Genomic DNA, 12459 nt, shown 5'->3' with positions numbered 1-12459 from the left:
GGCCGGTCGGGGGTGGGCCCAGCTCCCCGGTGCGGGCGCCGGCGGCGGCGTCGGGTTCGCGCTCGCGGTGCTCGGTGCCCGGATCCTCCCGGGTGCCGACGTCGTGACCGCGTCGACCGGTCTGGGCCAGGACGTGGCCACGCACGACCTCGTCGTCACCGGTGAGGGGTCGCTGGACTGGCAGTCGTTGCACGGCAAGGTCGTCGCGGCGGTCTCGCGCCTGGGGCTGTCGCACGGCGTCCCCGTCGTCGCGGTCGCAGGTCAGGTGCAGCTCGGCCGGCGGGAGTGGGGCGCGGCAGGGCTCAGCGGGGCGTACGCGGTGGCCGAGCACCCGGACGAGGTCGCCGGGTCCGTCGCGGCGCCGGCACGGTCGTTGGCCGACCGGGCACGCAGGGTGGCCCGCACCTGGTCCAGATGAGGGCCGGGGGGCGCGGTCGCCGTGGGGCGTAGGCTGGGAACACCTGGACAGGCCGTGGCGTTAGGACTGACGTGCCACACCCCGACACCTCACCGGAGTGACGATGACCGAGACCACCGACACCACGACCCACGGCGTTGAGCTCACGGCGGTGGCCGCCGACAAGGTCCGCACCCTGCTGGAGCAGGAGGGCCGTGACGACCTCCGCCTGAGGGTCGCGGTGCAGCCCGGCGGCTGCTCGGGTCTGATCTACCAGCTGTACTTCGACGAGCGGCTGCTCGACGGTGACGCCCTGCGTGACTTCGACGGGGTCGAGGTCGTCGTGGACCGGATGAGCGTGCCGTACCTCGAGGGCGCGACGATCGACTTCGCCGACACGATCGAGAAGCAGGGCTTCACCATCGACAACCCCAACGCAGGCAGCTCCTGCGCCTGCGGGGGCTCCTTCGCCTGACCCGGGCGGTGGGTCCCGGGTCACCGGCCGCCCACCATCCGCCGGACGTCGTCGACGGCCTGCGGCAGCACCGCCAGGAACGAGGTGACCTCCTCACGGGAGATGCCGACCGGCAGCGACAGGCGGACGTTGCCCTGCGTGAGGGTCCCCATCGCCCGCAGGACGTGGCTGGGCTCGGTCGTACCCGTCACGCAGGCAGATCCCGAGCCGACCGCGTAGCCGCGTCGGTCCAGCTCGGTCAGGATCGCCTCTCCGTCGACGTAGAGCAGTGAGAACGTCACGACGTGGGGGAGCCTGTCGACGGGGTCACCGACAACGGCGACGTCCGTGAGGTCGGCAGCGACCCGCGACCGGACCAGGTCGACGAGCTCGCGACGCACCCGTCCCGCCCGCTCCTGCTCGGCCACCACCGCGCGCAGGGAGGCTGCCGCCGCGACCGCCGAGGGGACGTCGGCACCGCCGGGGAACCACCGGTCCTCGTCCTCGGGCCAGGCTCGTGCCGTGCGGGTCCGGGGACGGGTCACGACCAGGCCGGCCCCGGGGAAGGCCCCCCAGTCAGCGGGGTCGGCGACCAGGACGTCCCAGTGGTCGCTCACCGGCTCATGGCCCAGTGCGCACGTGGCATCCAGCACAAGGGGCACCGCGTGGACGGCGCACGCCTCGTACGCCGCCTCGACCGGTTGCCGGGTACCGACCTCACCGTTGGCCTGCTGCAGGACGGCGACGGCCACACCTGGCGCCGAGACCGCTGCACGCCACCGGTCGACCTCCACCCGCCCGTTGCGGTCGACGGGGACCCGAGGCGGTTCTCCGACTGCCTGGTCCGCAGCAGCGCGGACGGGCTCGACCACGAACCGGGCAGCAGCGTGCACGGCCGCCCTCTCCACGGCGGAGGTGACCACCGTGGCACCCACGCGGCGTCGAGCCGCCGCCGAGCCCAGCACGGCGTGGTGCAGCGCGGTCGTGACACCTGGGCCCAGGTGCACGTCGTCGGTGCGTGCCCCCACCTCTGCGGCGAGGGTCTCCCGTGCGGCGTCCAGCAGGAGCCGTGCTCGCCGGCCCTCGGCGTGGAGCCTGCGTGGATCGGCCCATCCCTCGTCGGCCGCCGCCTCGTAGGCGGCTCGGGCGACGGGGTGCAGGGGAGCGCGCCCTCCGGCATCGAGATACACACGGGACGGGGTCACCGGATCACGCTAACGGCCGCAGTCGTGGGACGACAGGTGTCCGGGCACCCTCGCAGTGCCCTGCGCACGATAGGCTGCCGCTGTCGAGGACCAAAGTCCCACCTGTGTGCGTCGATGCCGCGCGCAGCGGGCGCACGACATGAGAGGTTCCCTTGGACGCGCAACACCCACGTCGCCGTCGGTCGACCACCGTCAGACTCTCCGCCGCCGCCGCCCTGGTCGCGCTCGCGCTCAGTGGTTGCACCGCGGAGGTCCAGCGCGGCTGGCTTCCTGGCTACGAGGACGGCCAGCAGGTCACGAACATGACCGAGCGCCTCACCTCGTTGTGGACGGGGTCGTGGATCGCCGCGCTGATCGTCGGTGCGATCACGTGGGGGTTGATCCTCTGGTGCGTGGCGGTCTACCGCAAGCGCAAGGACGACGAGGTCCTGCCTGTCCAGGTGCGCTACCACGTGCCTCTCGAGGTCATGTACGTCGTCCTGCCGATCTTCATGGTCGGCGTGTTCTTCTACTTCACCGCGCGTGACCTCAGCGAGGTCGAGGACGTCTCGCAGGAGCCCGACATCGTGGTCGAGGTGTACGGGAAGCAGTGGAGCTGGGACTTCAACTACGTGGACGACGACGTGTGGGACACCGGCGTCCACGTCATCGACATCGGAGCCCCGGGCAACCCGGACACGCTGCCGACCCTCTACCTCCCCGTCGACGAGAGGGTCGAGTTCCAGCTCCGGTCCCGCGACGTGATCCACTCCTTCTGGGTTCCGGCGTTCCTGTACAAGAAGGACATGTTCCCGGGGAACCACGTGAACGTGTTCCAGGTCGTGCCCACCCGAGAGGGCGTCTACGCGGGCAAGTGCGCCGAGCTCTGCGGCCAGCATCACGCGGGGATGCTCTTCAACGTGGCGGTCGTGTCCCGTGAGGAGTACGACGCCCACATCGAGTCGCTCCGTGAGCGGGGGCAGACCGGTCAGCTCGGTCCGGAGCTGGACCGACTGCAGACCCCTGGGGACGACAACACCGCCGGAGAGGGAGGCGCCTGATGGCCGCACGTGACGCCGAGGTCCCGGGCCTGAGCCCGAGGCGGCAGGGCCGTGGCGGGACGGTCGTGAAGTGGATCACCTCGACCGACCACAAGACCGTCGGGTACCTGTACCTGATCACGTCGTTCATCTTCTTCTGCATCGCAGGCCTCATGGCCCTGGTGATCCGTGCCGAGCTGTTCGAGCCGGGCATCCAGTTCGTGCAGAGCAAGGAGCAGTACAACCAGCTCTTCACGATGCACGGCACGATCATGCTGCTGCTGTTCGCCACCCCGCTGTTCGCCGGGTTCGCCAACGTCCTGGTCCCGCTCCAGATCGGCGCACCTGATGTGGCGTTCCCCAGGTTGAACGCGTTCGCCTACTGGGTCTACCTGTTCGGCGGCATCATCGTGGTCGCGGGCTTCCTCACGCCCCAGGGCGCGGCGTCCTTCGGGTGGTTCGCCTATGCCCCCTTGTCGAGTACGACCTTCTCGCCAGGATTAGGGGGAGACCTCTGGGTCTTCGGCCTGGCCATGGGCGGGTTCGGGACCATCCTCGGCGCGGTCAACTTCATCACCACCATCATCACGATGCGCGCCCCCGGCATGACCATGTTCCGCATGCCGCTCTTCACCTGGAACGCGCTGGTCACCAGCCTCCTGGTGCTGATGGCGTTCCCGCCGCTCGCCGCAGCCCTGTTCGCGCTCGGGGCTGACAGGCGGCTCGGCGCTCAGGTCTTCAACCCCGATCACGGGGGTGCGATCCTGTGGCAGCACCTGTTCTGGTTCTTCGGCCACCCCGAGGTGTACATCATCGCGCTGCCGTTCTTCGGGATCGTCTCGGAGATCCTGCCGGTCTTCAGCCGCAAGCCGATCTTCGGCTACAAGGGCCTCGTCTACGCGACGATCGCGATCGCGGCGCTCTCGGTCACGGTGTGGGCCCACCACATGTACGTCACCGGCGCGGTGCTCCTGCCGTTCTTCGCGCTGATGACCATGCTGATCGCTGTGCCGACAGGTGTGAAGTACTTCAACTGGATCGGCACGATGTGGCGGGGGAAGCTCACCTTCGAGACCCCGATGCTCTGGTCCATCGGCTTCTTGGTGACGTTCTTGTTCGGTGGCTTGACCGGCATTATCCTGGCGAGCCCGGTTCTCACGTTCCACACCTCCGACACGTACTTCGTGGTGGCCCACTTCCACTACGTGGTGTTCGGCACGGTGGTCTTCGCGATGTTCGCCGGGTTCTACTTCTGGTGGCCCAAGTTCACCGGACGCATGATGAACGAGGCGCTCGGCAAGTGGCACTTCTGGACGCTGTTCTTCGGGTTCCACGGAACGTTCCTGGTGCAGCACTGGCTCGGCATCCAGGGCATGCCACGTAGGTATGCCGACTACATGCCCGAGGACGGGTTCACGTTCTTGAACCAGATCTCGACGGTGTCGTCGGTCCTGCTCGCTGCCTCGACGCTGCCGTTCCTGTGGAACGTCTACGTCACGTGGCGCAAGGCGCCCCTGGTGACGGTCGACGACCCGTGGGGCTACGGGAACTCCCTGGAGTGGGCGACGTCGTGCCCGCCACCGAGGCACAACTTCACCTCGCTCCCCAGGATCAGGTCCGAGCGACCCGCCTTCGACCTGCATCACCCTGAGGTCGCGGCGATGGACCACGTGGAGCCGGACGCCGGTGTGCTCGACTGGGAGGCCGACCGCCGTGGCCAGCCGAGCGCCGCTGCAGAGCGGATGGGGGCCGGGGAGGCCGAGCCCGAGCAGTCGTCGTCGACGATCGTCGACGACGGTGACCACCCGCCGACCGACGGCGAGGGCGACCACACGGAGGGTCAGCGGTGAAGTTCGAGGCAAAGCTGTTCCTGTTCCCGACGCCGTTCTTCGTCTTCATCGGGATCGTCTACGCCCTGTGGAGCGGATGGGAGCCCGTCGGGAGCACAGCGCTGCTCCTGACCGCGGGCCTCACCGGGATGATCGGCTTCTACCTGTGGCTGGTCGGTCGCCGGATCGACCCTCGCCCAGAGGACGACGCGTTCGGTGAGATCGAGGAGGGCGCCGGAGACCTGGGCGTGTACAGCCCCGGGTCGTGGTGGCCGATCGCGATCGCCGCCGCCGGTGCCATCTGCTTCCTCGGTCTTGCAGTCGGGTGGTGGCTCTTCTACATCGGCTCGGCACTCACGGTGATCACACTTGTCGGCTGGGTCTACGAGTTCTCCCGGGGTCAGCACGCCCACTGAGACGGACGTACACGGAAGGCGGGCGGGTCGCACCCAGTCGGTGCGACCCGCCCGCCTTCCGTGTGCTGGCGGCGGTGCCGGCCTTCAGGCGGGGGCGATGAGCCCTGCGGTCTGAGTCCGGGCCCGCTGGAACCGCTGCTCGGCGTCGGCCCAGTTGACGATGCTCCACCAGGCCTTGATGTAGTCGGCCTTCACGTTCACGTAGTCCAGGTAGAACGCGTGCTCCCACATGTCGAGCAGCACGATCGGGGTCAGCCCGAGAGGCACGTTGCCCTGCTGGTCGTACAGCTGGAAGATCGCGAGCTTCTCACCCAGGGAGTCCCAGGCGAGGATCGACCAACCGGATCCCTGGATGCCGGCAGCGTTCGCGGCGAAGTGCTTCTGGAAGGCGTCGAACGAACCGAAGGCGTCGTCGATCGCGGCCGCGAGCTCCCCGGTCGGCTTGTCGCCACCGTCGGGAGAGAGGTTCTGCCAGAACGCGGTGTGGTTGATGTGCCCGCCGAGGTTGAACGCCAGGTTCTTCTCGAGCATGTTGACGGTGCTCATGTCCCCGCCCTCACGGGCCTCCGCCATCTTCTCCAGGGCCGTGTTGGCCCCGGCGACGTACGCAGCGTGGTGCTTGTCGTGGTGCAGCTCCATGATGCGGCCGGAGATGTGCGGCTCGAGAGCGGCGTAGTCGTACGGAAGATCGGGCAGGGTGTAGTCAGCCATGTGAGGCCCTTCCGGTCAGGTCGCACAGGTGTGCGACGGCTCGGCTACTGCGTACGCCTCAGCCGCGCCCCCGTCGAGGGGCGCGGCTGAGGACGACTACCACTGTGACGCGTGATCAGCGTTCACGCTCGCCGGCGGGGGAGGGCACCGGTCCCTGACCGGTGCCGGCGTCGCCGGCCTGCACGGACCGGTAGGCGTCCGTCGTTCCGTGGTCCACGGAGGCGACCGTCCCGTCCCCGGTGCCGACTAGCCCCTCGGGCCCGTGGTGGTGGGCCTGTGCACGGCTGAGCTCCTGCGGGGTCACCGGCTCCACGCGGTCCTCGTAGAAGAACCGTGAGACCCGCGCCCGGATCGCGTCACGCCGGTACCCCTTGCGACGCACCCCGCGCTCGTCGTGCTGAGGAGCGGGCTCGATCGGTCGGTTCGGCTCGTGCTGCACCAGCGTCCACCGCTCGAACTCGTCCAGAGGCTTGTGCACCTCGATGTACTCCCCGTGCGGCAGCCGCATGATGCGGCCGGTCTCGTGCCCGTGCAGGACGAGCTCACGGTCCTTGCGCTGCAGGCCCAGGCAGATGCGCTTGGTGATCCAGAACGCGATGAACGGGCCGATCAGGAGCGAGGCTCGGAAGATGTACGTGATGTCGTTGAGCGACATCGAGAAGTGCGTGGCGATGATGTCGTTCGCGCCTGCCAGCAGGAGCACGAAGAACGCCGTGAGGATGGCCACGCCGGTCGCGGTGCGTACCGGTGCGTTGCGCGGCCGGTCGAGCAGGTGGTGCTCCTTCTTGTCGCCCGTGGCGTACGCCTCGATGAAGGGGTAGACGGCCAGGAGCGTGAAGAGGATGCCGGGGATGATCACGGCCGGTATCAGCACGTTCAACGACAGGGTGAAGCCACCGATGACGTACTCGGTGTTGCCGGGCATGAGGCGCAGCGCACCCTCGAGGAAGATGATGTACCAGTCGGGTTGGGCCCCCGCGCCGATCGGGGACGGGTCGTACGGCCCGTAGTTCCACACCGGGTTGATGGTCATCGTGGCTGCCATCAGGGCGAGCACGCCGAACACGATGAAGAAGAAGCCGCCGGCCTTGGCGACGTACACCGGGAACAGGGGGAACCCGACCACGTTGCGCTGCGTGCGACCAGGCCCGGGGAAGTGCGTGTGCTTGTGCAGGACCACCAGGAACAGGTGGAGGCCTATGAGCGCGAGGATCAGGCCGGGGATCACCAGGATGTGCAGCGTGAACAGCCGGGGGATGATGTGCTCGCCGGGGAACTCCCCGCCGAAGATCATGTACGACATGTAGGACCCGGCCACGGGGATCGACTTCACGACGCCGTCGGTGATGCGCAGGCCGTTGCCTGACAGCACGTCGTCGGGCAGGGAGTACCCGGTGAAGCCCGCGGCCATGCCGAGGATCAGCAGGACGAACCCGACGACCCAGTTGACCTCGCGGGGCTTGCGGAACGCCCCGGTGAAGAACACCCGCATCATGTGCGTGACGATCGCGGCGATGAAGAGCAGCGCAGCCCAGTGGTGGATCTGGCGCATGAGCAGGCCGCCGGTCACCTCGAACGACAGGGCCAACGTCGACGCGAACGCCTCGGACATCTCCAGCCCGTTCATGGGCGCGAACGGGCCTTCGTAGACGATGAGGCCCATGCTGGGCACGAAGAACATCGTCAGGAAGATCCCGCTGATGATGAGGATCACGAACGAGTAGAGCGCGATCTCGCCCAGCAGGAACGACCAGTGGTCGGGGAAGATCTTCCTCGCGAAGCCCTTGACGGCCTTGCTGATCCCGGTGCGCTGGTCCAGGTAGTCCGCGGTGCCGGCCGCTGCCCGTTGCGCTGTCGTCTGGCTCACTTCAGGCGCTCCCAGTAGCTCGGCCCGATCGGTTCGTTGAAGTCGTCCTGCGCGACGAGGTAGCCCTCGTCGTCCACGGTGATGGGTAGCTGCGGAAGTGCGCGCTTGGCAGGTCCGAAGACCACCTTCGCCCCGTCGGAGATGTCGAACGTGGACTGGTGGCACGGGCACAGCAGGTGGTGGGTCTGCTGCTCGTAGAGAGCCACCGGGCAGCCGACGTGGGTGCAGATCTTGGAGTAGGCCACGATGCCCTCGTAGGACCAGTCGCGGCGGTCCTCTGCCTCGGTGAGGTCCGCGGGGTCCAGACGCACCATGAGGACGACGGCCTTGGCCTTCTCCTCGATCCAGTGGTCGGCGTGGTCGCCCTCCCGCAGGCCCTCGGGGATGACGTGGAACACCGAGCCGATGGTGACGTCGGCGGCACGGATGGGGTCGCCGGAGGGGTCGCGCGTGAGTCGACGGCCGCGCTCCCAGAGCGTGTGGCGGAACTTCGACACGTTCCAGTCCCCGCCGAGCTCACCCACGAGCGGGACTGCGACGCTCAGCGGTGCCAGCGCGACGGCGGAGACGACGGCTCCCTTGAGCACGCCACGGCGGCCGATGCCCGAGTCCTCCGCGCCCGCTCCTAGGGCGGCGATCGCCGCCTGGCGGGTCTCGGCGTCGCCGCGCTGGGGATGGCGGTCCTCGGCCTGCTCGTGGTCCGACATGAGGGTCTTGGCCCAGTGGACGGCAGCGGCACCGATGCCGAACATGCTCAGGAACAGGCCGAGCCCGAGGAGCAGGTTCGACAGGCGCATGTTCTCCACGCTCTCGCCCGTCGGGACCATGATGTAGGCGACGACGGTGCCGATGGTCCCCAGGACCGAGAGCGCGAAGAGGACGATCACGGTGCGCTCGGCGCGGCGTGCAGCTGCCGGGTCGCGGTCGGTCGCGCGGTCCCGGTGGGTCGGTAGGCCGGGGTTGTCGAAGCGCTCGGGCCCGGCGGCCCCCGCCTGGTCGACGTCCGCCCCTGAGGACCGCGGTTCCAGGTCGGTGCCCTTCTCGTTGTTGCTCATGACGACTTCGCTCCGATCCACACCGACGCCCCGATCAACAGACCCATCCCCACGATCCACACCCACACGCCCTCACCGACCGGTCCCAGGGAACCCAGGGTGATCCCGCCGGGTGAACCCCGGTGCTGCTCCTCGAGGAAGGCGATGATGTCCCGCTTCTCGTCCGGGGTGAGGTTGGCGTCGTTGAACACAGGCATCGACTGAGGGCCCGTGACCATGGCTGTGTACACCTGCGTGGGGGTGCTGTCCGCCAGTGAGGGCGCCCACTTGCCCTCCGTCAGCGCGCCTCCGGCGCCGATCGCGCCGTGGCACATGGCGCAGTTGGTGCGGAACAGCGCGCCACCGTTGGCGGCGTCGCCGAGCGCAGGGTCGACCTGCTGCGCGCTGGGCACTGCAGGTCCGGGACCCAGAGACGCGACGTAGGCGGCCAGCTGGTTGATCTGCTCCTGGTCGAACTGCGGTGGCTTCGCGGCGGCCTGAGGGCCATCCATCTGCATGGGCATGCGTCCGGTGCCGACCTGGAAGTCGACGGACGCCGCACCCACACCGATCAGGGACGGGACGTCGTCACGGCCCTCTGCGGACGGCCCGTGGCACGTGGCGCAGTTCGCGATGAACAGGGCACGGCCGGCCGCGATGTCGTCCTCGGACGGCGCCGCGGCGCTGACGGCGCTCGGTGCGAACGCGGCGTACAGCCCGCCGGTCATCAGCAGTGCCAGCAGGAGCAGCACCATCGGCGCGTGCCGGTGGTGCCTGCGGGCGGCGATTGCCTTCACGAACAAGCCCTCTCGTTGCGTCCGGCTGGGCCGGGCGGGTCGTACCGGTCGTGCTGCCGGCTCACCGGATGATGTAGATCGCGACGAACAGCGCCACCCACACCACATCGACGAAGTGCCAGTAGTAAGAGGTCACGATGGCCGTGGTGGCCTCGTGGTGCCCGAACCGCTTGGCCGCGAACGAGCGGCCGAGCAGGAGGAGAAACGCGATCAGGCCACCGATGACGTGCAGCCCGTGGAAGCCGGTCGCCAGGTAGAACACCGACCCGTAGGGGCTGGAGGAGATCGTCAGACCGTGCTCCACGAGCTCGGCGTACTCGAAGATCTGACCACCGATGAAGATCGACCCCATGATGTAGGTCGCGGTCATCCACTCCGTCATGCCCCACCGGCTCACCTGCCACATGCGCCCGGTGCGCACCGGCTGGAACCGCTCGGCCGCCCACACCCCGAACTGGCAGGTCACGGACGAGAGCACCAGGATCGTGGTGTTGCCGAGTGCGAACCAGAAGTTGAGCAGCTGGGTCTCCTCGGCCCACAGCTCGGGGATCGTCGAGCGGATCGTGAAGTACATCGCGAACAGGCCCGCGAAGAACATCAGCTCGCTCGCGAGCCACACGATCGTCCCGATCGAGACCGGGTTGGGCCGGTTCACGCTCAGGTGCGGTCGGGTCGGGGAGGCAGACGTTGCGGTTGACACGCTGTCATTATGACCGACGAAGCGAGCGCGTGGGTCCAAGGACCCATGCTGAGACGCGGAGCGGCTGCTTGTGACGCACGGACCCCGCGACACGCCCGGGCCGTGCCAAGATGCTCGTGGTGAACGGGCACCTGCGTGCCCCGAGGCAGAGGACGGGTGAGGCGAGCATGGCAGCGACCGGGCAGCAGGGGACGCAGCACGACGAGTGGGACGCCGCTGAAGGTGCGACCGGACAGCGGGTACGTGTGCTGGTCTACAGCGACCACGTCGAGGTTCGGGAGGCCGTGAGCCTGTCCCTGGGCCGACGGGTCGCCAAGGATCTCCCCGAGATCGAGCTGGTCCCGGTGGCGACGGCGGCCGCTGTCGTGTCGGCCGTCGAGGCGGGAGGAGTCGATCTGCTCGTCCTGGACGGCGAGACCGGGAAGGTCGGCGGGCTCGGGCTGTGCCGTCAGCTCAAGGACGAGATCTACCGGTGCCCGCCGGTGGTCGTCCTCGTCGGGCGGCCCCAGGACGCGTGGCTCGCGGCCTGGTCCCACGCCGAGGGCGTGATCAGCCGCCCGATCGACCCGGTCGTGGTGCAGGACACGGTCGCCCGGGTGCTGCGCGGCGCGCTCGTCGACGGATGACGGGCGACCACCTCACCTGGCCCGGGCTCACGAAGTCCCTGCTCGCAGGCCAGGACCTCACGACCGACGAGACGCGCTGGGCCATGGCGCGGGTGATGACGGGGGAGGCGGGCCCGGTCCCGCTCGCCGGGTTCCTGGTGGCGCTGCGCGCCAAGGGCGAGACGGTCGACGAGCTGAGCGGCCTGGTGGAGGAGATGCTCGCCCACGCCCGACGCATCGAGGTTCCCGGCCGGTGCCTGGACATCGTCGGTACCGGCGGTGACATGCACGGGACGGTGAACATCTCGACCATGGCGTCCCTGGTCGCAGCCGGGGCCGGTGCGAGGGTCGTCAAGCACGGGGGTCGGGCGGCGTCGTCGGCGAGCGGGACCGCTGACGTCCTGGAGGAGCTCGGTGTCCGGCTGGACCATCCGCCGGAGCGTGTGGCCGAGACGGCAGCTCAGGTCGGGATCACGTTCTGCTTCGCCCAGACGTTCCATCCCGCCATGCGCCACGCGGCTCAGGCGCGCCGGGAGCTGGGCGTCCCGACCGCCTTCAACCTCCTGGGCCCGATGACGAACCCGGCCCAACCCCACGCGTCGGCGATCGGCGTGCCCGACGTACGGCTCGCCCGGTTGATCGCGGGTGTCATGGCCCGCCGCGGCCGTCGGGCTCTGGTGTTCCGCGGCCACGAGGGCCTGGACGAGCTGGCGCCCACCGGGCCGGCGCGCCTGTGGTGGGTGGACGAGGGAACGGTGACCGAGCTCGACCTGGACCCCGTCACCGACCTCGGTCTGGCACCGGTGACGCTCGAGGACCTGCGGGGTGGTGACGCCGCGGCCAACGCGGCCGTGCTCCGCGCGGTGGTCGACGGACGCGGCGGCGCGGTGCGCGAGACGGTCCTGCTCAACGCTGCTGCAGGCCTCGCGGTGCACGGGCCCGGCGGTGCGCAGTCGCTGACCGAGCGCCTGCGGTCGTCGCTGGAGGTCGCCGCGGCCGCGGTGGACGCGGGGCACGCCCGGGACGTCCTGGACAGATGGGTCGCTGCGTCGAGCGACTGACACTCATGCCTTGATCGGCACGTGTCCCAGGTGCGGCTCCTCGACAGGGTCGGCTGCGACGCGGACCCCGACGGCGTCGCGCAGGCGTGCAACCCCCTCGGCGCCGCGGACCGGGCAGGCCCACCCGTCCTGGACGTCGACCAGGCGGACGCCGTCCTGCTCGAGCCACGCCATCACCAGAGCCGACTCCTCGGGGTGGGCGCTGGTCGCGGGTGGTGCCGGGGGCGGGACCACCTCCGCCGTCCGACGCAGGGCGTCGATCGCCGGGCTCGGGTCGACGCCGGCAGGTGTGGTCGTGGTCGCTGCCAGGCGCCCGTACCGCACCACGACGACCTCCCAGCCGCCCGACGGTGCCCGGCGCGCG

13 protein-coding genes and 1 pseudogene are annotated in these 12459 nt (G+C 69.4%); 7 read left to right on the top strand and 7 right to left on the bottom strand.

The genetic code is table 11. The features are described 5' to 3' along the window. Positions 1-418, top strand: a 418-nt coding sequence (locus tag N869_RS08730) for a glycerate kinase (protein WP_035060324.1), incomplete at its 5' end; no start/stop codon positions are given. A gap of 103 nt (positions 419-521) precedes the next feature. Next, complete coding sequence (locus N869_RS08725) at positions 522-872, top strand: HesB/IscA family protein (protein ID WP_035060334.1); 351 nt, start codon at positions 522-524, stop codon at positions 870-872. Between the two features lie 20 nt (positions 873-892). Here N869_RS08725 and N869_RS08720 read toward each other — a convergent pair whose 3' ends face one another. Beyond that, entirely contained in the window at positions 893-2056 is a 1164-nt protein-coding gene (locus N869_RS08720; protein ID WP_035060322.1) for a cysteine desulfurase family protein, read from the bottom strand. A gap of 152 nt (positions 2057-2208) precedes the next feature. Between N869_RS08720 and ctaC the strand changes: the two genes are divergently transcribed. The 3 genes from ctaC to N869_RS08705 are packed head-to-tail and all read left to right on the top strand — an operon-like array spanning position 2209 to position 5320. Continuing rightward, on the top strand, positions 2209-3096 hold the full coding sequence (ctaC, locus tag N869_RS08715) for an aa3-type cytochrome oxidase subunit II (protein ID WP_035060320.1): 888 nt from the start codon (positions 2209-2211) through the stop codon (positions 3094-3096). Further along, positions 3096-4925, top strand: coding sequence for an aa3-type cytochrome oxidase subunit I (gene ctaD / locus N869_RS08710; RefSeq protein ID WP_035060317.1), 1830 nt, complete (start codon positions 3096-3098; stop codon positions 4923-4925). Before ctaC ends, ctaD begins: the two co-directional genes overlap by 1 nt. After that, positions 4922-5320, top strand: coding sequence for a cytochrome c oxidase subunit 4 (locus N869_RS08705; RefSeq protein WP_035060315.1), 399 nt, complete (start codon positions 4922-4924; stop codon positions 5318-5320). The genes ctaD and N869_RS08705 overlap by 4 nt, the downstream gene beginning before the upstream one ends. 84 nt (positions 5321-5404) lie before the next feature. On the opposite strand, the gene N869_RS08700 is transcribed toward N869_RS08705, so the two are convergent. From N869_RS08700 to ctaE, 5 genes are all read right to left on the bottom strand, one after another. After that, positions 5405-6031, bottom strand: coding sequence for a superoxide dismutase (locus N869_RS08700; protein ID WP_035060313.1), 627 nt, complete (start codon positions 6029-6031; stop codon positions 5405-5407). Between the two features lie 115 nt (positions 6032-6146). After that, positions 6147-7898, bottom strand: coding sequence for a cytochrome bc1 complex cytochrome b subunit (qcrB, locus tag N869_RS08695; RefSeq protein ID WP_084136754.1), 1752 nt, complete (start codon positions 7896-7898; stop codon positions 6147-6149). After that, complete coding sequence (gene qcrA / locus N869_RS08690) at positions 7895-8953, bottom strand: cytochrome bc1 complex Rieske iron-sulfur subunit (RefSeq protein WP_035060311.1); 1059 nt, start codon at positions 8951-8953, stop codon at positions 7895-7897. The genes qcrB and qcrA overlap by 4 nt, the downstream gene beginning before the upstream one ends. Next, entirely contained in the window at positions 8950-9729 is a 780-nt protein-coding gene (qcrC, locus tag N869_RS08685) for a cytochrome bc1 complex diheme cytochrome c subunit (RefSeq protein WP_035060327.1), read from the bottom strand. The genes qcrA and qcrC overlap by 4 nt, the downstream gene beginning before the upstream one ends. A 61-nt stretch (positions 9730-9790) precedes the next feature. Further along, complete coding sequence (gene ctaE / locus N869_RS08680; RefSeq protein ID WP_035060309.1) at positions 9791-10429, bottom strand: aa3-type cytochrome oxidase subunit III; 639 nt, start codon at positions 10427-10429, stop codon at positions 9791-9793. 167 nt (positions 10430-10596) lie between these two features. Between ctaE and N869_RS08675 the strand changes: the two genes are divergently transcribed. Together N869_RS08675 and trpD are read left to right on the top strand one after the other, a co-directional pair. Next, positions 10597-11055, top strand: coding sequence for a PleD family two-component system response regulator (locus N869_RS08675; RefSeq protein ID WP_156968452.1), 459 nt, complete (start codon positions 10597-10599; stop codon positions 11053-11055). Further along, positions 11052-12095: an anthranilate phosphoribosyltransferase gene (gene trpD / locus N869_RS08670; protein ID WP_035060307.1), complete on the top strand. Its 1044-nt coding sequence runs from the start codon at positions 11052-11054 to the stop codon at positions 12093-12095. The genes N869_RS08675 and trpD overlap by 4 nt, the downstream gene beginning before the upstream one ends. Positions 12096-12098: 3 nt before the next feature. On the opposite strand, the pseudogene N869_RS17735 reads toward trpD, so the two are convergent. Then, positions 12099-12459, bottom strand: a pseudogene (locus N869_RS17735) (DEDD exonuclease domain-containing protein); the annotation flags it as partial.

The organism is Cellulomonas bogoriensis 69B4 = DSM 16987 (assembly GCF_000767165.1).
Lineage (GTDB): Bacteria > Actinomycetota > Actinomycetes > Actinomycetales > Cellulomonadaceae > Actinotalea > Actinotalea bogoriensis.
Note: the sequence above shows the minus strand (reverse complement) of the source record. Positions and strands in the feature narration are given on the sequence as shown.